The organism is Aeromonas sp. s7(2024) (assembly GCF_040907825.1).
GTDB classification, from domain to species: domain Bacteria; phylum Pseudomonadota; class Gammaproteobacteria; order Enterobacterales; family Aeromonadaceae; genus Aeromonas; species Aeromonas veronii.
In genome coordinates this window covers 118,795-143,761 of sequence record NZ_JBFOCM010000040.1, presented here as the reverse complement: position 1 = coordinate 143,761, position 24,967 = coordinate 118,795, and the positions used below count along the sequence as shown (strand labels likewise).

Annotated in this window: 25 protein-coding genes; 3 read left to right on the top strand and 22 right to left on the bottom strand. The window is 56.4% G+C overall.

Annotation, left to right across the window (positions count from 1 at the left end; translation table 11 throughout):
- Positions 1–74: 74 nt before the first annotated feature.
- Positions 75–695 (top strand): YtjB family periplasmic protein, encoded by a 621-nt coding sequence (locus AB5Y73_RS19455; protein WP_181497592.1) that lies wholly within the window; start codon positions 75–77, stop codon positions 693–695.
- 67 nt (positions 696–762) lie between these two features.
- Here the strand turns inward: AB5Y73_RS19455 and deoD are convergent, their stop codons facing one another.
- The 7 genes from deoD to AB5Y73_RS19420 all read right to left on the bottom strand — a co-directional run bounded on the left by deoD (position 763) and on the right by AB5Y73_RS19420 (position 7,983).
- Positions 763–1,479, bottom strand: a complete 717-nt coding sequence (gene deoD, locus AB5Y73_RS19450) for a purine-nucleoside phosphorylase (RefSeq protein ID WP_005340471.1) — start codon at positions 1,477–1,479, stop codon at positions 763–765.
- Positions 1,480–1,554: 75 nt separating this feature from the next.
- Positions 1,555–2,763, bottom strand: a complete 1,209-nt coding sequence (locus AB5Y73_RS19445; protein ID WP_107683780.1) for a phosphopentomutase — start codon at positions 2,761–2,763, stop codon at positions 1,555–1,557.
- 14 nt (positions 2,764–2,777) lie between these two features.
- The gene (deoA, locus tag AB5Y73_RS19440) at positions 2,778–4,109 is read right to left on the bottom strand and encodes a thymidine phosphorylase (RefSeq protein ID WP_107683781.1); all 1,332 of its coding nucleotides are present in this window, start codon (positions 4,107–4,109) and stop codon (positions 2,778–2,780) included.
- A 109-nt stretch (positions 4,110–4,218) separates the two neighbouring features.
- A complete protein-coding gene (gene deoC / locus AB5Y73_RS19435) occupies positions 4,219–4,992 on the bottom strand; it encodes a deoxyribose-phosphate aldolase (RefSeq protein ID WP_005341328.1) in 774 nt (257 codons plus the stop codon).
- A gap of 424 nt (positions 4,993–5,416) precedes the next feature.
- Entirely contained in the window at positions 5,417–5,587 is a 171-nt protein-coding gene (locus AB5Y73_RS19430; protein ID WP_005340467.1) for a XapX domain-containing protein, read from the bottom strand.
- 125 nt (positions 5,588–5,712) lie between these two features.
- Positions 5,713–6,987, bottom strand: a complete 1,275-nt coding sequence (locus tag AB5Y73_RS19425) for a NupC/NupG family nucleoside CNT transporter (protein WP_019445565.1) — start codon at positions 6,985–6,987, stop codon at positions 5,713–5,715.
- Positions 6,988–7,209: 222 nt separating this feature from the next.
- On the bottom strand, positions 7,210–7,983 hold the full coding sequence (locus AB5Y73_RS19420) for a TatD family hydrolase (protein WP_107683782.1): 774 nt from the start codon (positions 7,981–7,983) through the stop codon (positions 7,210–7,212).
- 41 nt (positions 7,984–8,024) lie between these two features.
- On the opposite strand from AB5Y73_RS19420, the gene AB5Y73_RS19415 reads away from it, so the two are divergent.
- Complete coding sequence (locus tag AB5Y73_RS19415; protein WP_107683783.1) at positions 8,025–8,663, top strand: type II secretion system protein; 639 nt, start codon at positions 8,025–8,027, stop codon at positions 8,661–8,663.
- A 324-nt stretch (positions 8,664–8,987) separates the two neighbouring features.
- On the opposite strand, the gene luxS is transcribed toward AB5Y73_RS19415, so the two are convergent.
- The 4 genes from luxS to AB5Y73_RS19395 are packed head-to-tail and all read right to left on the bottom strand — an operon-like array spanning position 8,988 to position 12,139.
- Positions 8,988–9,497 carry an S-ribosylhomocysteine lyase gene (gene luxS / locus AB5Y73_RS19410; RefSeq protein WP_101531102.1) on the bottom strand — a complete coding sequence of 170 codons (510 nt, stop codon included), beginning with the start codon at positions 9,495–9,497 and terminating at the stop codon, positions 8,988–8,990.
- An 18-nt stretch (positions 9,498–9,515) separates the two neighbouring features.
- Positions 9,516–10,109, bottom strand: coding sequence for a hypothetical protein (locus tag AB5Y73_RS19405; RefSeq protein ID WP_272939188.1), 594 nt, complete (start codon positions 10,107–10,109; stop codon positions 9,516–9,518).
- 59 nt (positions 10,110–10,168) lie between these two features.
- Positions 10,169–10,507 (bottom strand): nitrogen regulatory protein P-II, encoded by a 339-nt coding sequence (gene glnB / locus AB5Y73_RS19400; RefSeq protein WP_005308848.1) that lies wholly within the window; start codon positions 10,505–10,507, stop codon positions 10,169–10,171.
- A 9-nt stretch (positions 10,508–10,516) separates the two neighbouring features.
- Positions 10,517–12,139 (bottom strand): NAD+ synthase, encoded by a 1,623-nt coding sequence (locus AB5Y73_RS19395; RefSeq protein WP_107683787.1) that lies wholly within the window; start codon positions 12,137–12,139, stop codon positions 10,517–10,519.
- 11 nt (positions 12,140–12,150) lie between these two features.
- Between AB5Y73_RS19395 and AB5Y73_RS19390 the strand changes: the two genes are divergently transcribed.
- Entirely contained in the window at positions 12,151–12,783 is a 633-nt protein-coding gene (locus tag AB5Y73_RS19390; RefSeq protein ID WP_272939187.1) for a GspH/FimT family pseudopilin, read from the top strand.
- 3 nt (positions 12,784–12,786) lie between these two features.
- On the opposite strand, the gene tapY2 is transcribed toward AB5Y73_RS19390, so the two are convergent.
- From tapY2 to ribF, 11 genes are all read right to left on the bottom strand, one after another.
- Positions 12,787–13,062, bottom strand: a complete 276-nt coding sequence (gene tapY2 / locus AB5Y73_RS19385; protein ID WP_107683788.1) for a type IVa secretion system protein TapY2 — start codon at positions 13,060–13,062, stop codon at positions 12,787–12,789.
- A complete protein-coding gene (locus AB5Y73_RS19380; RefSeq protein ID WP_107683789.1) occupies positions 13,059–16,670 on the bottom strand; it encodes a pilus assembly protein in 3,612 nt (1,203 codons plus the stop codon). Before AB5Y73_RS19380 ends, tapY2 begins: the two co-directional genes overlap by 4 nt.
- A gap of 11 nt (positions 16,671–16,681) precedes the next feature.
- Complete coding sequence (gene tppD, locus AB5Y73_RS19375; protein ID WP_041202403.1) at positions 16,682–17,119, bottom strand: type IVa pilus pseudopilin TppD; 438 nt, start codon at positions 17,117–17,119, stop codon at positions 16,682–16,684.
- Positions 17,119–18,102 (bottom strand): type IVa pilus pseudopilin TppC, encoded by a 984-nt coding sequence (tppC, locus tag AB5Y73_RS19370; protein ID WP_107683790.1) that lies wholly within the window; start codon positions 18,100–18,102, stop codon positions 17,119–17,121. The genes tppD and tppC overlap by 1 nt, the downstream gene beginning before the upstream one ends.
- Positions 18,099–18,665: a type IV pilus modification protein PilV gene (pilV, locus tag AB5Y73_RS19365; RefSeq protein ID WP_107683791.1), complete on the bottom strand. Its 567-nt coding sequence runs from the start codon at positions 18,663–18,665 to the stop codon at positions 18,099–18,101. Before pilV ends, tppC begins: the two co-directional genes overlap by 4 nt.
- Before the next feature lie 2 nt (positions 18,666–18,667).
- On the bottom strand, positions 18,668–19,072 hold the full coding sequence (locus AB5Y73_RS19360; RefSeq protein WP_005358030.1) for a type IV pilin protein: 405 nt from the start codon (positions 19,070–19,072) through the stop codon (positions 18,668–18,670).
- A gap of 110 nt (positions 19,073–19,182) precedes the next feature.
- A complete protein-coding gene (gene ispH, locus AB5Y73_RS19355; protein WP_101530172.1) occupies positions 19,183–20,118 on the bottom strand; it encodes a 4-hydroxy-3-methylbut-2-enyl diphosphate reductase in 936 nt (311 codons plus the stop codon).
- Positions 20,118–20,570, bottom strand: coding sequence for an FKBP-type peptidyl-prolyl cis-trans isomerase (gene fkpB, locus AB5Y73_RS19350; RefSeq protein WP_107683792.1), 453 nt, complete (start codon positions 20,568–20,570; stop codon positions 20,118–20,120). The genes ispH and fkpB overlap by 1 nt, the downstream gene beginning before the upstream one ends.
- The gene (gene lspA / locus AB5Y73_RS19345; protein ID WP_005340447.1) at positions 20,567–21,064 is read right to left on the bottom strand and encodes a signal peptidase II; all 498 of its coding nucleotides are present in this window, start codon (positions 21,062–21,064) and stop codon (positions 20,567–20,569) included. The genes fkpB and lspA overlap by 4 nt, the downstream gene beginning before the upstream one ends.
- Positions 21,064–23,925, bottom strand: coding sequence for an isoleucine--tRNA ligase (gene ileS / locus AB5Y73_RS19340; RefSeq protein WP_107683793.1), 2,862 nt, complete (start codon positions 23,923–23,925; stop codon positions 21,064–21,066). Before ileS ends, lspA begins: the two co-directional genes overlap by 1 nt.
- Positions 23,925–24,899, bottom strand: a complete 975-nt coding sequence (gene ribF / locus AB5Y73_RS19335) for a bifunctional riboflavin kinase/FAD synthetase (protein WP_107683794.1) — start codon at positions 24,897–24,899, stop codon at positions 23,925–23,927. Before ribF ends, ileS begins: the two co-directional genes overlap by 1 nt.
- Positions 24,900–24,967: the final 68 nt, after the last annotated feature.

Sequence of the window (24,967 nt, the reverse complement as noted above, 5' to 3'; positions counted from 1 at the left end):
CAGAGTAGCGTATTGCTTTTTGTACAGGCAAGCGCCAAGATCCCGCCACTCCTTGTTACCATGAGGTCTCGCGCTTGCAGCGTCATCTTCCCATCAAACGTGTTCTCAGCCTGGGTGCCGGTATCCTGCTCGGATGCTGGGTGCTCGGTGTGCTCATTCATATGCAGGGTGAAAGCCAGGCCTCGCTGCACAGCGAAGCGCGCAACCGGGCACAGGCGCTGGTCGCCTATGCCGCCCGCGACATGAAACGCTGGATCAAGGAGGACAACAGCAGCGAGCTGGAGCGGCTGGCGCGGGATCTTGCGGCGGAGCCGGAAATCCTCGATGCCACCCTCTACGACGGACGCGGCATTCCCCTCGCCCAATCTGAGCAGGCGGTGCCGCTGGAGAGCCTGCTGCCCATCGGCAGCGATAACAAGTCACTGCCGGAGCAGGGCAAGGGGCGGATCCAGTTCGTGCAGGAGATCCGGGATGGCGAGCAGACCATCGGCTTCCTGCGTATCACTCTGGAAGAGCAGCAGATGCTGGCAGACAAGGACACCCGGCTCAAGGTGGTGCAGGAGAAACAGCGACTGATGCTGCTGGTCGCCCTGCTGGCCGGGGTGCTCATCTCCTATGGCGTGCGCCGCAACTACATGCGGGTGCGCAAGCACAAGAAAAAGAGTACGCCCCCCGCGTCGCCTCCGGAAAACTGATGGCGCAACCAGAGAGCAGATACAAAAACGGCGGCCAGAAGGCCGCCGTTTCTTATTCGCGAGGGAATTACTTGTCGCCCAACAGGACGGAATCCAGTGCGATTTCGATCATGTCGTTGAAGGTCAGCTGACGCTCTTCAGAGGTGGTCTGCTCACCGGTACGGATATGGTCGGAGACGGTGCAGATGGTCAGCGCCTTGGCACCGTACTCTGCGGCCACGCCGTAGATACCGGCGGCTTCCATCTCGACACCCAGGATGCCGTATTTTTCCATGACGTCGAACATGGAGGGGTCCGGAGTGTAGAACAGGTCGGCGGAGAAGATGTTACCGACGCGCACGGCAACGCCCTTGTTCTTGGCGGCCTGCACGGCATTGGCAACCAGGTCGAAGTCGGCGATGGCAGCGAAGTCGTGATCCTTGAAGCGCAGACGGTTTACTTTGGAGTCGGTGCAGGCACCCATACCGATCACCACGTCACGCAGTTTCACGTCTTCACGTACGGCACCGCAGGAGCCCACGCGGATCAGGGTCTTCACACCGTAATCGGTGATCAGCTCTTTTGCGTAGATGGAGCAGGACGGGATACCCATGCCGTGACCCATGACGGAGATACGACGGCCCTTGTAGGTACCGGTGAACCCGAACATGTTGCGCACGTCGCAGATCTGCTCGACGTTCTCCAGGAAAGTTTCAGCGATGTACTTGGCGCGCAGGGGGTCGCCCGGCATCAGCACGGTATCAGCAAAGGCGCCATCTTTCGCATTGATATGAGGAGTTGCCATTCTCTTGATTCCTTCACACAGGTTGAGTTTTATTGTTTTATAAATTGCCCGCCGCCGAAGTGGCGGGCGGGTAAATTACAGGAAGCTGGTACCGTATGCCAGTTTCGGCAGACCGTGGTAAGCCGCGATGCTCTGGCCGATATCGGCAAAGGTCTCGCGACGACCGACGGAGCCGGCCTTGACCGGCTTGCCGAAGAACAGCACCGGAATGTATTCGCGGGTGTGGTCGGTGCCACCCCAGGTCGGGTCACAGCCGTGGTCGGCAGTCAGCACCACCACGTCGCCATCTTGCAGCAGATCAAACAGCTCCGGCAGGCGGGAATCGAAATACTCCAGCGCACCGGCATAACCGGCAACATCACGGCGGTGGCCGTAGGAGGAGTCGAAGTCCACAAAGTTGGTGAAGACGATGGTGTTGTCACCGGCCGCTTTCACCTCTTCCAGCGTGCGATCCCACAGCTCGGTCAGGCCGGTCCCTTTCACCTGCTTGGTGATGCCCTGCTGGGCATAGATGTCGGCAATCTTGCCGATGGAGACTACCTGACCGCCCGCATCTTTCATGTAATCCAGCACGGTCGGCGCCGGCGGCAGCACTGAGTAGTCGTGACGGTTGCCGGTGCGCTTGAAGTTGCCCTTGCCAGTACCTACGAACGGACGCGCAATCACGCGGCCGATGTTGTAGGGCTCCAGCAGCTCGCGCACGATGTGGCACAGCTCATAGAGCTTCTCGAGGCCGTAGGTCTCTTCGTGGCAGGCAATCTGGAACACGGAGTCGGCAGAGGTGTAGAGGATCGGCTTGCCGGTCTTCATGTGCTCTTCGCCCAGATCGTCCAGCACCTGGGTACCGGAGGCGTGGCAGTTGCCCAGATAACCCGGCAGACCGGCCTTCTCGACGATGGCGTCCAGCAGCTCCTGCGGGAAGCTGTTGTGGTGATCCTTGAAGTAGCCCCACTCGAACAGCACGGGCACACCGGCGATCTCCCAGTGACCGGACGGGGTATCCTTGCCGGAGGAGAGCTCCTGAGCAAAGCCGTAGGCACCGACCACCTCGATATCTTTCTTCAGCCCTTCCGGGAAGTAGCCGGAGGCCTGCTCGCAGGCGTGGCCCAGACCCAGCTTGTTGAGGTTCGGCAGATTGAGGGCGCCACGGCCTGCAATTTCACCTGCCGCACACGCCTTGGCGATATGGCCAAGGGTGTTGGCGCCCACATCTCCGAACTTGTCGGCGTCGGCAGCAGCGCCAATACCGAAAGAGTCCATCATCAGAATAAAGGTACGTTTCATGGGTCTTCCCCTTGTTACAAATCGGCCAGGGTGATACGGCGGTACACTTCAGGCAGTGCCTCCGGCCGCTCGCCACCAATCCGGACAGCCGCCTGCACCATGCTGGCAGCCTGAGCATATTGCTCTTCAGTCTGAGCGTGGATCATCGCGATCGGCTTGTCAGCATCAACGCTTTGACCCAGGCGGATAAAGTCGGTCAGACCGACCGCATAATCAAGTTTGTCACCGGCAGCGCGGCGACCACCGCCCATGGCGACCACGGCCAGACCCAGCTCGCGGGTATCCATGGCGGTCACGAAACCGCTGTTGGCCGCGAAGACCGGGCGCACGATGGCGGCTTTGGGCAGGTAAGCGTCGTAACGCTCCATAAAATCGGCCGGGCCGCCGAGGCCAGTCACCATGCGACCGAAGATCTCGGCCGCCTTGCCGTTGTCCAGCACCGCCTGCAGCTTGCGGCGGGCCTCGCCGTCATCGCTGGCCAGGCCGGCGGAGATCAGCATCTCGGCACACAGTGCCATGGTCACGGCGTGGATGCGCGGGTTGCGGTATTCACCGGTCAGGTAGCGCACCGCTTCACGCACTTCCACCGCGTTACCGGCGCTGGAGGCCAGCACCTGGTTCATATCGGTCAAGAGCGCAGAGGTGCGGCAACCGGCACCGTTGGCCACGGCCACAATGCTCTTGGCCAGCTCTTCGGAGGCTTCGAAGGTCGGCATAAAGGCGCCGGAGCCCACTTTCACATCCATCACCAGCGCTTCGAGCCCGGAGGCGAGCTTCTTGGAGAGGATGGAGCCGGTGATCATGGCGATGGATTCAACGGTGGCGGTGATGTCCCGTACCGCATAGATACGCTTGTCGGCCGGGGCGAGATCGCCGGTCTGGCCGATGATGGCGACACCCGCCTCTTTCACCACTTTCAGGAAACGGTCGTTGTCGACCGAGGTCTGGTAGCCGGGAATGGCGTCCAGTTTGTCGAGGGTGCCGCCGGTGTGGCCCAGGCCACGGCCGGAGATCATCGGCACGAAACCGCCGCACGCAGCGACCATCGGGCCAAGCATCAGGGAAACCACATCACCCACACCGCCGGTGGAGTGCTTGTCGACAATCGGGCCACCCAGATTGAGGTGATCCCAGGTCAGTACCATGCCGGAATCGCGCATGGCGCAGGTCAGGGCAACCCGCTCATCCATGGTCATGTCTTTGAAGTAGACCGCCATCGCCAGCGCGGCGATCTGCCCCTCGCCGATGGTGTTGTTGGTAATGCCCTGAACGAAGAATTGAATTTCTTGGGTACTGAGCGCTTCACCGTTGCGCTTCTTGCGAATAATTTCTTGAGGCAAAAACATCTTTCATTCCCTCCGCCATTGCTGGCGTTACACAAGCCTGAATCCTTGCCCGCACACCGCATGGTGGGGGCTAACAGGGCGGACAGCCGTCCGCCCTCTCATCAACCTATTAGTAACCGCTGGTGTTGGCCGGCTTGTCGCCATGCCCCAGAGTGGCCAGCAGACTGGCCAGCAGGCTGGATGCACCAAAGCGGAAGGTACGGGCGGATACCCAGTCGTTGCCGAGGATCTCTTCGGCCATGGCCAGGTACTGACCGGCAACGGCTGCGTCTTTCACGCCACCAGCTGGCTTGAAGCCGACTTTCGGATTCTTGGCCTTGATCACTTCCATCATGATCCGCGCCGCTTCCGGGGTTGCATTGACCGGCACCTTGCCGGTGGAGGTCTTGATGAAGTCGGCACCGGCATCGATACAAATTTCGGAAGCGCGACGGATCAGCGCCTCTTCTTTCAGCTCGCCGGTCTCGATGATCACTTTCAGCAACACCTTGGCACCACAGGCCTCTTTACAGGCTTTGACCAGATCAAAACCGATCTGTTCATTGCCAGCCATGAAGGCGCGATACGGGAACACCACGTCCACTTCGTCGGCACCGTAGGCGACTGCGGCACGGGTCTCGGCCACGGCGATCTCGATGTCGTCGTTGCCGTGCGGGAAGTTGGTCACGGTCGCAATGCGTACGTCGGCTGCGCCGATCTCACGCAGGGTCTTGCGAGCGATAGGGATAAAACGGGGGTAGATGCAGACGGCGGCGGTCAGGCCAGCCGGTGACTTGGCCTTATGGCACAGGTCGATCACCTTCTGATCGGTGTCGTCATCGTTCAGGGTGGTCAGGTCCATCAAGTTCAGGGCGCGCTGAGCGGCCACTTTCAGATCAGTCATTCTGTTCTCCAAAGTCTCGATTTAATCCAGATAACCGGGCACCACCATACCATCCAGCGATGGATGCACAGGCAGTAATCCCCAGCTATACGGGAATGGAATTACAGTGCGAAGGCACCGGCACTATCGGGATGCTATTCAAAACACCCTGCAGGCACTGCGACTGTAAATAAGGCAAGAGCCCTGTCACTTTCTTACAAAAGTGCGGACTTGGTTCCATGAAGACTTGAGAAAGGCCGACAACATCTGACCCGACTTCCCAATCAATTCCATTTGACCGCCAACACCCGATTTCATCGAGTATTAGTCATTGCCAGCACCCTGCTGGCAACGCCTATTTCAGCCGAGATACCCCCTGTTTGCAAGCCGGATTTGCCAATTTCAGAGGTACCTCACATCTGGCAAATCCAGGTCTAAAAAAGCCTTACGAAAAGAAACGAGTCAGGATCCAGGAGTAGGCCAATCCCCCCAGATAGACCCCGACGATCCCCATTACCCCGGATAAAACAGGAGGCGCCGGGATCGGCAATTTGAGGAAAGAAAACAACAAACCAACTATAAAGCCGGCCACCATCGCCAGTAGCACTTCATTCATATAACCTCCGATTTGACTCATTTTATTATTAGTTTAGATAGGAAAACGGTTGTCACCGCTCCATACGCGAACGCCACGGCAGATGCCGTGGCGTTCGTGTTTATACCCTGTCAGTCAGGCGGCGATTACATGCCGGACAGTGCCAGGAAGAAGCCTGCGATAGTGGCAGACATCAGGTTGGACAGAGAGCCAGCCAGTACGGCTTTCAGACCAAAGCGTGCAATGGTACCGCGGCGGTTCGGCGCCATGGACCCCAGACCACCCAGCAGGATGGCAACAGAGGAGAGGTTGGCAAAACCACACAGCGCGAAGGAGATGATCGCCTTGGTGTGATCGGACATGGCCACACCGTTGATCAGCACTTCGTCTTTCAGGTACGGAGCGAAGTTCAGATAAGCCACGAACTCGTTCACTACCAGCTTCTGACCGATGAAGGAACCGGCAACCACTGCTTCATTCCAGGGCACACCGATCAGGAAGGCCAGCGGGGAGAAGATCCAGCCCAGCAGCAGTTCCAGAGAGAGTTGCGGATAACCGAACCAGCCACCCACACCGGAGAAGATGCCGTTGATCATGGCGATCAGACCGATGAAAGCCAGCAGCATGGCGCCGACGTTCAGGGCCAGTTGCATACCGGCAGAGGCGCCAGCAGCAGCAGCGTCAATGACGTTGGCAGGCTTGTCATCCAGCTCGGCATCGGCAGAGCTTTCGTCGTAGTTCGGGGTCTCGGTTTCGGGAACCAGCAGCTTGGCGAACAGCAGACCACCCGGAGCAGCCATGAAGGAGGCAGCAATCAGGTACTCCATCTTCACGCCCATGGAGGCGTAACCGGCCAGTACGGAACCGGCAACGGAGGCCAGACCACCACACATGACGGCGAACAGCTCGGAGTCAGTCATCTTGGAGATGTAGGGACGAACCACCAGCGGCGCTTCGGTCTGACCGACGAAGATGTTGGCAGTTGCAGACAGGGATTCGGTGCGGGAAGTACCCAGTACTTTCTGCAGACCGCCGCCCAGCAACTTGATGACCATCTGCATGATGCCCAGGTAGTAGAGCACTGCAATCAGGGAAGAGAAGAAGATGATGACCGGCAGAACACGGAAGGCAAAGACAAAGCCGCCGCCACCGAACACTTCAAACATCTTGTTGCTGACCAGACCGCCAAACAGGAAGTCGATCCCGTTCTGGCCGTAGCTGATCACGCTGGATACCGCGTCGGACACGCCGACCAGGATATCGCGACCAACCGGAACATAGAGAACAAACGCCCCCAGACCGGCTTGAATTGCGAACGCACCGACAACGGTACGGACGTTGATTGCCTTGCGATTGCTGGAGAACAGCACCGCGATAAGGACGAGCGTCGCCATCCCTACCAGACCCATGAACAAATTCATTATTATCTTCCTCTAGTAGCACCTGACTTGTTAGCGAGTTGTTATTAAACCCAACTAATCAAGGGGAGCGCATTATACTAATTAAAGTCCGATAAAATAGAATGCTGGTCACATTTTATCGTTATCAAAATGTCCAAGTGTCACAAAATTAGACAGCAAACGATTTTTACGCTCATTTTTTTTCCTGACAACTAAATCAGGTGTTGCGAATTTGTTTCGTAGCTATTGGTCGTGATGGAAAATATGCCTGGCAGTTTCAAGTAACACCTTGGCAACATCTGCCGATGATTCCTCCCGCAAGGTCATCAATATTTCCGCTATTTTCGGCAGCGCTTCCGGGGTATTCCGGGTGCCTTGTGCGCCTTGCAACGGCATATCGGGCGAATCGGTTTCCAGCACCAGGGCCTCGAGCGGCATGGCCCGAAATACCTCTCGCGTCTTGTTCGCCCGTTCAAAACTGATTACCCCGCCCACCCCGAGTCGAAAGCCCAGTTGCCAGAAGGCCTCCGCCTGCTGCAACGAACCGCTGAAAGCATGGATCACCCCGCCACGAGGCGGCTTGAAGCGGCGCAACAGCTTGGCCACAGTGTCATTGGCACGCACCGAGTGGATCATCATGGGAAGCCCGACATCGGCAGCCAGCCGGATCTGAGCCTCAAACAGCGCAAGCTGCCCCTCCTGCGGCACGTGAGAACGGAGGTCCAGCCCACACTCGCCTATGGCCACCAGCCCGCCAGGCTGGCTCATTACCAGCGTTCGCAGCCGCTCCATCACCCCCTCCCGCTGTTCACCGGCATACCAGGGATGAATGCCCAGACCATAAAAGAGGCCGTCATGCTGATCTGCCAGTGCCATCACACGAGTCCAGTTATCCTCTGCGATGGCAGGAATGATATACTCCGTCACCCCTAATGCCCGACAACGGGCCAGCAGCGCCTCCCTGTCCTGGTCGAATACCGGAAAGTCGAGATGGCAATGGGTATCTATCAGCTGCATATCACTCACACCTGTTTGCGGTATTTAATGGGTCATTGAACATGATGAACAACAGAAACAACGGCTTTACCCTGATTGAACTGGTGCTGGTGATCATAGTGCTGGGGATCCTGGCCGTCACCGCCCTGCCCCGCTTTATCAATATCAAGGATGATGCCCTGAAAAGCACTGTCTCGGCGACCGCAGGCAGCTTTGCCAGTGCAGTTCAGCTGGCTAATGCTGGATGGGCGGTGAAAGTGCAGGGGCAAGCGATTGCGCTATATAACCTGAGCAGTTTTGGCAACAGCACGATAGACATCAACCGCTATGGCTGGCCGGCGGGGACAAAAGAGGATTACTACAAACCGGTAGACACCCCCTATCAGACTGGCTCCGGCAACCATATCTCGGTCAATAATTCTGAGGATTGCGAGCTGCTATTTAATAACCTGCTAGATGGCAGCCAAACTGTTGCCAGTGTAGAGCTCAACAGCGGAGTTATTCCAGAAGGGGTTGATTACCTGTCCAGCGATATTAAAACAAAGCATAAAGATGAAGATGAACCGAACGAAGAACACAATAACTGCCGCTATATCCTGCGCGACTCAATCAACCGCTTCCAGACCAACTCGGATTATCGAAACGGCCTTGGCTTCGAGTACAACAGCGTTACCGGCGCCGTGACCCGCAATTTTGATTGAGCTCAGCCCCTTCTGCGCAAGCTCGCTCTTTGCTTGAATCATCATCATAACGAACCGGCGTGCAACAGCGCCGGTTCTCCTGAGTGAGCCCCCACTCCTCGCACCATGCATCGTAACGGGCCAGCCAACGCAGCAATATCCCTTTCATCGTCACACCTCCGCCAACAGGTTCAGGTCAAAAACCATCCTAATCAGAGTTGGCAAGGGGAGCAAGTCATCCCCATTTTTGCGGTCGGTCGAGATAGAAAGAGCCGGTCAGCATGGCTGACCGGCTCCTTTAACATTCCCTGAAGAGGTTATCCGATGAGCGACAGCTCATCAGCCTCACAGGCTCTTCAGCTTCTCTTCCGGCAGGGCCAGCTCGTCGTTGTGGTTGACGCCGATACCGCGCTCCAGCACATGACGGGCGATGGCGTGCGCCTCTTCCAGCGAGTGCATGCTGTAGGTGCCGCACTGATACTCGTTCAGCTCGGGGATCTTGGCCTGCTCCTGCACGGTCAGCACGTCGCTCATGGCCGCCTGCCAGGCTGCGCCAACACGGGCTTCGTCCGGTGCGCCGATCAGGCTCATGTAGAAACCGGTACGGCAACCCATGGGGGAGATGTCGATGATCTCCACGCCGTTGCCGTTCAGGTGATCACGCATAAAACCGGCGAACAGGTGCTCCAGCGTATGGATACCGCGCTCGGAGAGGATCTCCTGATTCGGTACGCAGAAACGCAGGTCGAACACGGTAATGGTGTCCTTGTTCGGGGTCTGCATGGTCTTGGCCACACGCACTGCTGGCGCTTCCATACGGGTGTGGTCAACGGTAAAACTGTCCAATAACGGCATTTCTGACTCCTGATTTGGTTACCAGAACCAGCCCCCACGGGAGAGCTGATCCTTGCATTGACGGTACTGGGCGCCGTAGCGCTGGGCGCGAGCTTCCACCTTGCGAGAGGTCTTCATCAACCACCCCTTGCTGCGATAGCTGCCACGCCGGTAGCCACCCCACCCTTCGTGATAGTTGAGGTACTGGCCATAGGCATCCCACTTGGAGGTGCCATTTAGCCGCTGGGCTTTGTTAGTGTACCAACCCATAAAATCGATGGCGTCGGCAAAATCATCGCGGTCACTCCAGCTGTTGCCGGTTTCCCGCTGGTAATCCGCCCAGGTTTCATCTTTGACCTGAGCATAACCATAAGCCGAACTGGCCCGCCCGGTCGGGATGAAGAGGAAATACTGCATCGGCGGCTGAGCATCATGTACGTACGAGGACTCCTGATACATCATGGCCATCACCACATGGATCGGCGTCCCCCACTTCTCATTCATCTTGAGCGCGGCCTTGTGCCAGTCAGGCTTCTCGCGAAAGATCTGGCACAGATTCTCCGGCTGGGCCGGTGGACGGGTACTGCAAGCAGTCAGGCCAGCCAACAGGCTGGCGACCACCGCCAAGCGCATCCACCCCATCAAATGAGGCCGCACTTCACGCCTCTGGTCAGGTAAAGAGATAGCCAAGGTCAGATCGCGTCTTCGTTCTCTTCGCCGGTACGGATACGAATGACACGCTCCACCTCGCAGACGAAGATCTTGCCATCACCAATCTTGCCGGTACGGGCGGTGTTCTGGATCGCTTCCAGGCAAGCATCGAGATCCTCGTCCTGCACCACCAGCTCCACCTTCACTTTCGGCAGGAAGTCGACCATATATTCGGCGCCGCGATAGAGCTCGGTATGGCCCTTCTGGCGGCCGAAGCCTTTGACTTCGGATACGGTCATGCCGTTGATGCCGATCTCGGCCAGGGCCTCGCGCACATCGTCCAGCTTGAACGGTTTGATGATGGCTTCAATCTTCTTCATGGTGACTCCTTACCAGTTCTGTTTGCCGAACCCGGATGTAATGGGGTAACGGCGATCCTTACCAAAGTTGCGAGCCGTAATGCGGGGCCCGACCGCCGCCTGACGGCGCTTGTATTCATTGAGATCCACCAGCCGGATCACCTTGCGCACTACCGCTTCCTCGAACCCTTCTGCCACCATGTCGGCCACGGACGCATCCTCTTCCACATAACGCTTGAGGATGGCATCGAGGATTTCGTATGGCGGCAGGCTGTCCTGATCCACCTGATCCGGCGCCAGCTCCGCTGAAGGAGGACGGTCGATAACCCGCTGCGGGATCACATAGTCAACTGAGTTGCGATATTCGCACAGCTTGAAGACCAGCGTTTTGGGCACATCTTTCAGCACGTCGAAGCCACCGGCCATGTCACCGTACAGCGTGGCATAGCCGACCGCCATCTCGCTCTTGTTACCGGTGGTCAGCACGATACGACGACGCTTGTTGGAGAGCGCCATCAGCAGCACGCCGCGGCAGCGGGCCTGCAGGTTCTCTTCGGTGGTATCGCGGGCGGTACCTTCAAACAGCGGCGCCAGCTGGGCCATAAACCCTTCGAACATAGGCTCGATGGAGATGATGTTGAACTCAACCCCCATCCGCTCGGCCTGCTCCTTGGCATCCTCCACGCTCATCTGGGCGGTATAGCGGAACGGCATCATCACCGCCTGCACCTTGTCGGCCCCGATGGCATCGGCCGCGATGGCCAGCGTCAGCGCCGAGTCGATACCGCCGGAGAGACCCAGTACAGCCCCATGGAAACCGTTCTTGGTGACATAGTCGCGCACTGCCAGCACCAGCGCCTGATAGGTCTCGGCCAATGGCTCAAGCGGCACCGCCGGTTCCCGCTCTTTCACCGGCTGACCATCAGCAAAGCGTACCAGCGCCAGCTCTTCGGCAAACGGGGCCAGCTTGTGAGTCAACTCACCCTGGCTGTTGAACACCTTGGAGCAGCCATCGAAAATCAGCTCATCCTGACCGCAGACCTGATTGAGGTAGACCAGCGGCAGACCGGTCTGATCGCAGCGCTCGGCCATCAGCTCGCGGCGGATCCAGGGTTTTTCCTGATCATAGGGCGAGGCGTTGATGGTGAGCAGCAGTTCGGCCCCTGCCGCCTTGGCGGCCAGCGCCGGGCCAGGCTGCCACAGATCTTCACAGATGAGCAGCCCCAGCTGGTGACCCCGGAACGGCACCACGCAGGTCTCGCTTGCAGCGGTAAAGTAGCGCTTCTCATCAAACACGCCGTAGTTGGGCAAATCCTGCTTGAAGTAACGGGCAATCAGCTGGCCCTGCTCATAGAGGGAAGCCGCGTTGTAGAGCGCCTCTCCTTCACGCCAAGGGTGACCCACCAAAATGGCACAGTTGCCCTGCCATTCGGCAACACGAGCCAACGCGGCTTCGACCCGGATCATCAGATCGGCGCGCAGCAGCAGATCTTCCGGTGGATAGCCGGTCAGGGCCAGCTCGGAGCAGACCAGCAGATCGGCACCTTGCTGCTCGGCCTGAGCTGCCGCAGCGAGCACTTTGTCAGTGTTATCTTCGATGGCGCCTACCGTCAGATTCAACTGGGCAAGCATCAGAGAGAGGGCTTTTGCCATGGCGATGCATCTTGTATTCGAAAATGATGGGGAATGATAAAGAAAAGGGGGGCAATCTGCCAGTTCAAGACAGGCGTAACCGTGTGACAGCAACCAGCGGGAAGGATAAGCTGTACATAGTCACGGAACGACAGGCCTTCGCAGATATGAAAAACGCCGGATTTACCCTGATGGAGTTGATGATAGCCATTGCGCTGGGCGTCATTCTGTTGGGGATTGGTATTCCTTCTTTGGGCTCTCTGCTCAAAGACAGCACGGCTAACTATGAAAGCGAGCGGTTGATTAAGCTCCTGCGCTTTGCGCGCACCCACGCTATCAGTGACCAACAAACCGTCACCGCATGCCTAATAAACAACAATAACGAGTGTGTTGAACAGGATCCGGTTCAATTATTGGTTTTCATCGATGATGACGGTAATGCCGAGCTGGACGAAGGGGAAGTAGAACTCGCACGCACACCAGCTTTTACTCCAGATGCCACCATCAGTTCAACCAGACCCCGAGTCTTGTTTGCTGCTGATGGAACCAGCCTAGGTACCAATATGACCGTAAGGGTCTGCATCAGCGAAGAACCCAGAGTTGATGTTGTAATCGCAGCATCAGGTCGCAGCAGTAAATCCGAAACCACCAGCATTTGCCCTTGACCACTATCTTGGCTGCAGTTTCTCTTGCCGTTGCGCAGCCTCAAGATTGAATGGCTGCTCGGTTGGCTGACACTCGATAACTCTCTTCACCATCAGGAGTTGCCCATTCAGTTCAAAACCTTTCTTTTGAAAGACGATTTCAACACTCTGGCTATCCTTTATCGTTCCCTGAATAACGACATAGGTATCATTTGCCAACTCGACATAGCATTTTCTATCCACGACAGCATAGACATTGACTGCATTTAACAACGCCATCAGCCAGAGGATCATTTTCATTGTGACTCATCCTCATACAGGTATATTTTCTTGGGCGTCATATCCATTTCAGCCTCCTCCGCCCCTTCCGAACACTCCCCCTCGCCGGTACAGCGCTCAGGAACCCCTTCTCCTTCGTCTTTGAGAATCACCTCTTCACCCGGGGCACCACCAATAATCCGGATCTTTGAATCATCACCAGCATGGATCACTAGATCATCGGCCACCTTGTTATTGACTTCCACATAGCGTTCCGGGATTTCATTACCATCCTGATCCAGCACATATTTGAAAGAGGTACCGTAATGCATGTCGACCATATACTGCCGCATGGCGCCTATCGACTGGATCGTACACTCCTCGAATGACTGAACCTGCGGCAAAAAAGAGGTGAAATAGAGCTTGCCTTGCAGCACAACCCCAGACCCCATCGACTTCTCTCCTGACTCGGCTAGCCAATATTTCCAACCCAATTTACTGGTAATGGCAGCTCTCAAACTAAGCTGGTCATTGGTGTCCGTGACACCAGCCAGAGGATCAACCGATACGTCATACAAGTCCGTCATCGTGATAGGGGCTGGAGCAGCAGTGTTATAACTCTTGGTAACTACCCCGTAGTCACGCAACATAAAATAGGCGTTTTGCACGGTAGACTCGGACGATGGGCGGTTTCGATCACCAGAACCAATCAGCACTGCATCGAATGGCCTATCTTTGAACGAGAAATAATCTTCGCCACTAATTACCGTCTTGGTCACTTGCTTGTTTATAGTACGTACCAATACAGGCTGAGTGAAAAAGCGGCGGTCATTAGCCTGTACATCATCAGACCCAAGACTGGCAAACTTGAAAATACTCCAGGAGCTAGTACTGGTTGAAGGCATATCCAGGCGCCAGATATTGCCGCCTGTATCACCAGCATAAATTCGGTCAGTTTTCCCATCACCATCACTGTCTAGAGTGGAAACTGACCCCGGCATGCTATCAACCATCGCAGTCACCTGCTTGTTGGTACTGGAGCCAGCTCCAGGTGTTGCGCTGAACACAAGAGCACCACTATTGGCATCGACCATGTAGACGCCCATACCCTTGCTGTCAGAGCTACCTATCCCGACTTTACTCTTATTGACATCGTAACCACCGGAAAAAACCATCACCAATCGCTTGTTGCTCGGAGGAGCATCCCAAGGAATATAAGCCACCTCCGGTACTGACCAGGTTTCCCCCAGTAATGAGAAGCCCACAGTCTGACTATTGATCGTCCATTTCAAACTGGGGGCATCTGGATTGGTAATATCGAGTGCATAGTAGCTACCCCCCCCCCCTCGCAAACCGAAAAGCAGCCAGACAAAGTCTCCCTCTGATGCCTTGATAACACCATTCCTATTGGCATCCTTGATCAACGCAACCGGTGAAGCATCAACACCGTAGATATGATCGCCAGACTCGGCATTGAGACGTAGAGCTTCTTGCCTGGGCAACAGTTCATAGGGGATCATGGCCCAGCTTTCATCAACCGTACTACCGAGATCTTTGAACATATGCAGGAAACCAGCATTGGTTCCCATCAGGATCCGCAAGTCAGGAGTACAGGTGCTCTGGCCTGAAGCAATGGAGCAACCATAATTGACCACCAAAGGACGAGAGTGCAGGGGGTCTCCCACTATGTACGGCCGAATAGTGGTACTGGCATCATAATCTTCATCGTCCACATCGACACCTTTTGTCCAGTCGATCTGTCCGTCAAGCTCGGTGGCACTGGCCAACCGCATGTAGCTGGCCAAATTGTCGGCAGAGCCTGCGATCGACACCAAATTGGCTTTGTTAAAAGCGTCCAATCGCTTGGGCGATGCAACCGTATTGATCACATAAAGATTACGATTGGTCTTCTCTGCCAACATGGCCTGCACGCCGCCCTTGGCAACCAGATTGCCATCCCGTTCCGATGACCAATAGGTCTGAGCCTGATCCAGAATGGAACCATCTACCTTGATGGCGGGCAAACCGTTAACATCTGCCACATACCCATCACCAGACAAAACCAGCTTCTTCAGGTTACCCTTCCAGCGCGGCCCGGTATCAGGCTCGAACATGGCGTAATAGATATTATTGAGGCTGCGAGTCCGGTCAAAGTTGTTAGTGGTGATAGCTGGCGACACCAGAGAGGTGTTTATCCGCAAAATGGCTAACAGGGAAGACCGCAACGCCTGAGTGAGCGCTTCAGCACTGACCGCAGGGTAATATTGACCGCCTCCACGTCTCGCCGTTTCTGCCAGCAGATTGCCCGCCCCAGAGATCGCGTCATCACCAAATCCCACGGTAAACGTGGTAACAGTCTGCTTGCCGGGCGATGAAGTGTTTACATCCTTGTTCTTCATGTAGCCAGCCATCGCTGCCAGATAGCTCTTGGAAGTGCCGGAACCATATCCCACAGTTGAGCCGTAGGCAGCCCGTTCATCTGGGCTTAGCGAATCCGTCAACGCTTTTACTGCACTATCAGCAGCCGTATCGCTGGTAGGCGCTCCATCAGTGACATAGATGACATAGCCATTATTTGAACATTTGTCATAAGGCGAGGTGTAAGTACCTTCCGGATCTTCAGCAAGCTTGTCCCGCGTACCACCTTGCTTGCCATACAGTACAGATTGCCCTCCGTAGAAACGATAAGCCTCATAGAGGGTTTCACATAATGGCGTATTGGTCGTAGCCGACAGGTCTTCCACAGTATTGAGCAAGTCCTGTTCGGCAGTAATGGTGCCGACAATATCGTCGTTACTGAGAATGCGGCGTACCACTCTACCACCATTGGTGCTGGTACTATTGTTGGTATTGAAGATGGCCAAGCCGAAATCAACCCCAGGAGTGGAGGAGATCACCGACTTGACCGCATCCTTGGCGATACGCAAGCGTGATTCAACGGCATAACCCGTCGGCCCGTAATACCAGCGAATATAGTTGGCCGTGTAGAGAGTTACACTGGTATTGCTACCCGATGTGGCATTATTGGCATTAGCGGTGTAATACCACTCGCCGCGAGTGTTGCTGGTTTTGTCGACCGGATAACCATCGCCGACAGCCCCCACCTCCAGCGTTCCGTTGAAAGGATTGGCAGGATTGCGGTTCTGAATATCCTGCTTGCAGTCGACAATGGTGATGTCATCTTCGTACTCGCCAGAGATGGTCTCCCAATCCCCCTGACGAGGTAATCCATTGCGATAACTTGAATAGACATACGTCCAGACTTGGGACTGAAAATAACCGACCGTGCTTAGGGGGGTCTTTGATGAGGCGCAAGCATTGATGCTGTCGCGAAAACGCCGAGAACTATTGATGGCGGGCACAGAACCATCGGTCGAATAATAGATATAATTAAGCGAGTTACTGGTATCAGGATCTCGGTTCAGCGCTGGGTAGACAGTGGCAGGATTATACTTTTCCCGCTCCAGCGCCATGGTTTCGGCCATACTGCCAGAGTTGTCGAAGATAATCAGCACCTTGGGCCGATAATCTCCCGCTTTCGAGAAGTCATAGATGAACAGTTCGGTATCATCCGAGTAAGCATCGCTGGCGACAGCTGGCACACTAAGTGCACACAGGGCCATCAGCCACAGTTTTCCATGATGTAACATCGCTGTCGCTCCTATTCAGCCGTCTTTAACAATGGCTGTTCGACTCCAACCGTCCACGTCATAGGACGCCCCTGTTTTCCGTACGTTTGGCTTGCCTCTAGCTCTACATAACGGCAGGCTGGTATGACGTTCTTGCTGGTCGCGTCAAATCGGCGCTTGCACACTGTTTCACTTCTATATTGCATGGTGGCATTACCCATAGAGCCACTCACTGTTGACGTTGCCGTCGAAACAGAAGGCATCTGAGCAATCTGGGTAGCAAGCCCTGCTTGCTGCATGGCGCCACCTATGATGCCCTCTACTCTGTGTTCGACTTGCTGTAACGCTGCCGCCGCTCCACTAGCACGTAAATCCATGCCCCCAGATTGCATCAACACCACGGCAATCAAAGTCAAAGGGGCCAGAATCACCAGCGCCACGATCAATGCCACGCCACGTGAATGCTTCACTACCCACCTCCCGCCATCACCATGGGATTACGCAGTACCACAGTACTTTCCAGCAACAAGCGTCGAAACCCATCCCCATTGCCAGCCACGCTGATATCTCCCAGTTGATAGACATTGTTGTTGGTATAGCGACTGGATGCCTGCAGCGAGCGCACAAGCAAAAAAACACGGACTGCGATGACCCGCCCCTCGCCCCACTCTTGCGAGGTGACTGCATCTATGGAGGAGAACTTGTCTACACGCCCATCTGGCACATTGCTTGTATCGACCCCAAACAACAGCACCATGCGTTCAATACCATCAACCAAAGCCCCAGATATCAACCAAGAACCGCCATCAGCAGTGAGGATACGCTTGCGCAGTTCAAAACCCCCACGACCATTAGGCGAGAGGTAATAGACATGATGCTGGTACTCCCAAATCTGACGCATCGGCATGGCAGCCTCGGAAGGCGCAGCCTCATTACCTCTGAATAAATGAGCCTGTTGAGTATTGGTGGCCATATAGAAACGATTGGCATCCAGTCCTCCTGTCACCGGATTGCCAATCAGGCGCTTGATACTGATAACATCCGAGCCGGCAACGCGAGTAGAGGATGAGATACAGGCAAAACCACTCATGGTGCCTGCAGCACTGATATGAGTAACCCACAGCGGGCGTACTGGAAAAAGGTTGGAGGGTAGACTCCCTTCATTTCTCTCATCCAGACAGTCATTTGTCACGGCAGCATCAGCAGACAAAGTGAGCTCATCACCCGCAATCAGAGCCCCCCCCGTGAAATCCCCCCAAAACCCGGCCCAGCGTAAATCCTGAGTGATGAGACGCATGGCAATTCGACCATTTTCGAGCAGCTCACTCTGATCGAAGGACTCATTGGTGGTAGCGCGTGAGGCCACAAAAATACTCATCACCCCACCGAGCAGAAAAACACCAATCACCATTGCGATGAGCCATTCAACCAGCGTAAACCCATGATGTTTCATAGCGTCGTCATCAGAACAAACTGACGCCTCGTTAAATCAACACCTGCAATTCCACATGCCGTCGTAATCGTTGACGCAACGCCATTTGCCCCATCATGAGATGATTCACGTCCAGCCCAAAAAATTGAGACCGTCAATGCATTACTGGCTCCCTTGATAATGCAGCCGGTGGGATTTTGTAATGTTGCGCCGGCCCCCGAAGCAGCACTTCCCATTAATGACTGTCGCCAATAATAGAGATCGAGATCCCGTAACTGAGCATCGCTACAGCTGCTCATAGTGCCATTTTCATTAGCGCAGGATGGCAATGATGAAGTGCCAGCGCTGACAATCCAGGTATTGTTAGCTTGTGACTCCCAGACTCCACGGTTGACTCTGAGCCTCTCAACCATATCGTTAGCCAACCAACTGGCTATTGTGCGCTGTCGGGCTTCATATCCGGAAAACTTCGACTGAGCCTGCATAGCAACCAGTCCCAGCAAGCCAAATGACAACACTACTGCAGCTATCATCACCTCCAGCAGGCTGAATCCTCTCTCATGTGATGAAACATGAATGGCCATGGCTATTCCCAACAGCTATTGCTAGCTGCACCGGAAGCACTTTTGACACCCAACTGATTAATGGAAAACACCGTGCAATCGGTATCTTTAGCTTGGGCCGTCGCCGCGCCGGCACTGGCTGACAAGGTGTAGGTGTTACCTGATACGGCAATGGATAATTGATACAGGCCATTCTCAGATGCACTACTGATACCAAGAGCAGCAGCAGAGGATGCATACTGATTGAAATCCATAAAATAGGTTTCTTGCCGATTGGCCGCATTCAACAGCATGCTCTTGGCTTCGACACGATGACTGGTCAGCACATATTGCTGATAGGCGGGATAAGCGATGGTGCCAAGAATCGCCACGATGGCGATGACAATCATCAACTCAATAAGAGAAAAGCCACGAAAGTATCCAATCATATCCCATCCTTGGTGACAGACTGCTTCATAAGTTTAACGCCGAGCCTGTCTCATGAACAAACCCGGCGTCATTATCAACACACTTTATTCTTAAGCCTTCCTGGCTGCACTCAAATTATTCTAAGTTCGGGAGGAACCTCAAAGACTACGTTCTCTTCACGGCCAGGATGCTCGGCGACCACCTTGCCTCCCAGCTCCCGCAGGCGGGCGATCACGTTTTGCACCAGCACCTCGGGGGCGGATGCGCCAGCGGTGACGCCAATCGCCTTCACGCCTTCCAGCCAGCTCGCCTCAATCATCGACGCATCGTCGATAAGATAGGCTCTGGCGCCCACCTTCTCGGCCAGCTCGCGCAGACGGTTGGAGTTGGAGGAGTTGCGAGACCCCACCACCAACATGGCGTCCACCAGCCCTGCCATCTCCCGCACCGCATCCTGACGGTTCTGGGTGGCGTAGCAGATATCGTCCTTGCGCGGCCCCTGGATCTTGGGGAAGTACTTGCGCAACGCATCGATGACGTCAGAGGTCTCATCCACGCTCAGGGTGGTCTGGGTGACAAAGCAGAGGTCATCCGGATTCTTCACCTTGAGCTTGGCGACATCTTCCGGCGTCTCCACCAGATACATGCCGCCTTCGCGATTCTCGTACTGCCCCATGGTCCCGATCACCTCGGGGTGACCGGCGTGGCCGATGAGCACCGCCTCGGAGCCCTTGCGGCTGGCTCGATGCACCTCCATATGAACCTTGGTCACCAGCGGACAGGTGGCATCGAATACCTTGAGGGCGCGGGACTTTGCCATCTCGCGCACTGTCTTGGCCACGCCGTGAGCAGAGAAGATGACGATGCTGTCGTCCGGCACCTCGTCCAGCTCCTCGACGAAGACAGCGCCCGCATCTTTCAACTTGTTCACTACATACCGGTTATGCACCACTTCGTGGCGGACATAGATGGGGGCACCGAACTTCTCCAGCGCGCTCTCGACAATGCTGATGGCGCGATCAACACCAGCGCAAAAACCGCGAGGGTTAGCGAGCAGAATATCCATTAATGCACCTTCTCCTCATCATCAACGCCCAGGATCTCCACCTCGAAGGTGACGGTATGACCGGCCAGCGGGTGGTTGAAATCGACCGTTACCGACATCCCGGCTACCGCCCGGATGATGCCCGGCAGCTCGCTGCCATTGGGCTGATCGAACAGGATGATGGTGCCGACTTTTGGCTCCACATCGGCGCCAAATTTGGCACGGTCGAGATGGTAGATGTTGTCGGGATTGGAGAGACCAAATGCCTCCTCTGGCGCCAGCGTAAAACTCTTGCGCTCCCCTTCGCACAGGCCCAGCAGGCACTGCTCAAAGGTGGGGGTCAGGCTGCCATCGCCCATCCGCAGGCGGGCAGGTTTGCCGTGCAGCGCCGTGCTGTCGGCAACCGAGCCATCTTCCAGCTTGATGGAGAAGTGGAACAGCACGCTGCTGTTAGCGGTGATCTGCTGGCTCATGCCTGCTCCTTTTTCTCACCACGGAAACCGTCCAGCACAATCATGGCGGCCCCGATAAAGATAAAGCTGTCGGCCAGATTGAATGCCGGCCAGTGCGCACGCTGCCAGTAGAAGTCGAGGAAATCGACCACATGGCCCAGCACCAGTCGATCAAAGACGTTGCCGAGGGCGCCGCCGATGATGAGTGAATAGGCGATACCGCTCCAACGCTGGGTCACCGACTGCTTGCGCAGCCAGTGGATCAGCAATCCACAGATGGCAAAAGCTAGCACCGCGAAGAACCAGCGCTGCCAGCCCCCCTGATCAGCCAGAAAGCTGAATGCGGCGCCCTTGTTGTAGACATGAACCAGGTTGAAGAAGGGGGTGATCTCCACCCCCGGGTAACCAAATGGCAGCAACTTGACCACGGCGAGCTTGCTCGCCTGGTCCAGTACAAAGGCCAGCACTGCCAGCCACAGCCAACGCAGGCCGCTTTTATGTTGAGTCATGTTCATCAGGCAAATTGACGCGTTTCGCCGTCACCCTCAACGTTGGTCACACAGCGACCACAGATCTCTTCGTGACCCGCGATAGTGCCCACATCTTCTACATGGTGCCAGCAGCGGTCGCACTTGGCGGCGGCAGACTGGGCCACGCTCAGCCACAGGTCATCACGCTCGGTCGCCACAGAGCCTTCCGGCGCAGAGTCAGCCACGACCACCTTGGCCTTGGAGGTGAGCAGCACGAAGCGCAGCTCATCAGCCAGGGCGTTCAGGCGTGCAGCCAGCTCCGGCTTGGCGAACAGGGTCAGTTCGGCCTGCAGAGAACCGCCGATGCGCTTCTCGCCACGGGCCACTTCCAGCGCCTTGTTCACTTCACCACGCACGGTGAGGATCTCGGCCCAGAAATCGTCGTTGAGGGTTTCACCCGCTTCCAGCCCGAACAGGCCGTCGTACCACTCTTCGGTGAAGACGAACTCGCCGCGCTCACCCGGCAGCAGGGCCCAGATTTCATCAGCGGTGAAGCTCATGATCGGTGCCATCCAGCGCACCATGGCCTCGGCAATGTGATAGAGGGCGGTCTGGCAGGAGCGACGGGCCAGGCTGTCAGCCTTGGCGGTGTACTGGCGATCCTTGATGACGTCCAGATAGAAGGAGCCCATCTCGATGGAGCAGAACTGCATCAGCTTCTGAGTTACGCCGTGGAAGTTGTACTCGTCGAATGCCGCCATGATCTCGGCCTGTACCGCTTTGGCACGACCCACAGCCCAGCGATCCACCACCACCATGTCGGCAGGCGCCACCATGTCGGTCGCCGGATTGAAGCCGTTCAGGTTGGCCAGCAGGAAGCGGGCTGTATTGCGAATACGACGATAAGCATCGGCAGAGCGCTTGAGGATCTCGTCGGAGACAGTCATCTCGCCGGTGTAGTCAGTGCTCGCTACCCACAGACGCAGGATGTCTGCACCCAGCTTGTTCATTACGTCCTGCGGGCTCACCACGTTGCCGATGGACTTGGACATCTTGCGACCCTGACCATCCACGGTGAAGCCGTGAGTCAGCACCTGGTTGTAGGGAGCCTTGTCTTTCATGGCCACACCGATCATCAGGGAGGACATGAACCAGCCACGGTGCTGGTCAGAACCTTCCAGATACATGTCGGCCGGCTTGCCGTTGAACTCGGGACGGGCATCAACCACGGAGGCGTGGGTAGAACCGGAGTCAAACCAGACGTCGAGGGTGTCAGGCACCTTGTCATACATGTCGGCGTCGCTACCCAGCAGCTCAGCCTTGTCCAGATCCCACCATGCCTGAATGCCGGACTGCTCGACCCGCTTGGCTACTTCATGCATCAGGCGCACGGATTCCGGATGCAGTTCCTGGGTCTCTTTGTGGACGAACAGGGAGATAGGTACACCCCAGGTACGCTGACGAGAGATACACCAGTCAGGACGGTTCTCGACCATCGCCTGAATGCGGTTTTTACCCCAGGCCGGTACCCAGCCGCTCTGGCCTTGCTGGGCAATGCCGTCTTTCTCGATGCGCTCGATCTCTTCCAGCGCGCGCTTGCGCAAACCTTTCTGCTCCATGCTGATAAACCACTGCGGAGTAGCACGGAAGATGATCGGGGTCTTGTGACGCCAGCAGTGCGGATAGGAGTGGTTGAACACCTTGTGATGCAGCAAGGCGCCGCGCTCGGTCAGCACTTCGATCACGGAGGCATTGGCCTTGAACACATGCTGGCCGGCAAACAGTTCGGTATCCGGCAGGTAAACACCGTTGCTGCCAACCGGGTTGGCCACTTCCAGACCGTATTTCTGACCGACCACGAAGTCTTCCTGACCGTGGCCAGGGGCGGTGTGTACAGCGCCGGTACCGGCATCCAGGGTGACGTGGTCACCCAGTACCACAGGCACGTCGAAGCTGTAGAAGGGGTGGTTGAAGCGCAGCAGCTCAAGCGCGGCGCCCTTGGCGTAACCCAGATTGTGGAACTTCTCGATACCGGCGCGATCCATGACGTCCTTGACCAGCTCGGCGGCCAGGATCAGACGCTCGGGGTGCTCACCTTCAACCTGCACCAGTGTGTAATCCAGATCGGCGTGCATGGCGATGGCGCGGTTGGCTGGCAGGGTCCACGGAGTGGTGGTCCAGATCACCGCAGAGATCGGGCCCTTGCCGGTGTGGCCTTCGGCGCAGTCAAACTTGGCGGCAACAGATGCCTCATCGACGGCCTTGAAGCGCACATCGATGGAGGGGGAGTTTTTGTCGTAGTACTCAACCTCGGCTTCAGCCAGGGCGGAGCCGCAATCGGTACACCAGTGCACCGGCTTGGAGCCTTTGTGCAGGTGGCCGTTTTCAACGATCTTGGCCATGGAGCGGATGATGTTGGCTTCGGTGCCAAAATCCATGGTCAGGTAGGGGTGTTCCCAGTCACCCAGCACACCCAGACGGATGAAGTCGGTCTTCTGCGCTTCGATCTGGGTCTTGGCGTATTTGCGGCACTCGGCGCGGAATTCGGCAGCGGAAACCTTCTCGCCCGGCTTGCCGACCATGCCTTCCACTTTCAGTTCGATAGGCAGACCGTGGCAATCCCAACCCGGCACATAGGGGGAATCGAAACCGGAGAGGCCCTTGGACTTGATGATGATGTCTTTGAGGATCTTGTTGACCGAGTGACCGATGTGAATGTTGCCGTTCGCATAGGGGGGGCCATCATGCAGAATGAAAGAAGGCTTGCCCGCTTTGGCGCGGCGAATAGCGCCGTAGAGATCCTGATCATACCAACGCTTCAGCATGTTGGGTTCGCGCTTGGCCAGATCGCCACGCATCGGAAACTCGGTTTCCGGAAGATTCAGGGTGTGTTTATAGTCGCTCATCAGTCCTGGGTTCCCTTCTTTTCTAAAAGAGTGCTGGGTAAATTGAATTGTGGCAGCCCGAACCAGGCTCGGGCCGCCAGGGCATCTCGTTCGATCTGCTCTTTCAAGGCAGTGAAAGAGGCAAACTTCTGCTCTTCGCGCAGCTTGTGGCGAAGCAGCACCTTGACCTGCTGACCATATAGATCACCAGAAAAATCAAATAGATGTACTTCCAATCTGGCTTGTGTACCGCTCAAGGTCGGCCGTACACCCACATTGGCTACACCGGGGAAGGTCTTGCCGGAACATATCACTTCCACCGCAAACACGCCACCGACCGGGATCACCTGACGCTTGAGGGCCAGATTGGCGGTGGGAAAACCTATGGTGCGCCCCAACTTGTCGCCGTGGGCCACCCGGCCGCTGATGGTATAGGGACGGCCAAGCATCAGCTCCACTTCCGCCATCCGGCCCGCCTTGAGGGCTTCACGCACCAGGGTGCTGCTGACCCGCTGCCGTTCAAGCTGGAAGCTCTGGGTACTGATCACCTCGAAGCCGAAGCGATGGCCCGCCGCCTCCAGCAGGTGGAAGTCACCCTCCCGCCCCTTGCCGAAGCGAAAATCATCGCCGACCACCAGATAGCGCACTCCGAGTTTCTCCACCAGCAACTGCTCGATGAATGTCGAAGCCGCCTGCTCGGCAAAGCGGTGGCTGAAGCGCACACATAGCATGCGGTCGATATGCAGCCCCTGCAGCGCTTCATACTTCTCCCGCAACCGGCTCAGCCGAGCGGGCGCTGCCGTGCCGGCAAACAGTTCCAGCGGCTGCGGTTCGAACAGCATGACGCAGGCGGGCAATCCCAGCTGGGCCGCTTTCTCCTTGAGACGTGCCAATACCGCATGGTGACCCTGATGAACCCCATCAAAGTTGCCAATGGTTAATACACATCCCCGGTGACGGGGCTTGAGATTGTGAATGCCGCGAATAAGCTCCATCAGTGCCTTGTGCGTTGCTGCCATGGAAATCGGCGGATTATATATCAGGCAGCAGGCAGGGTCAGCCC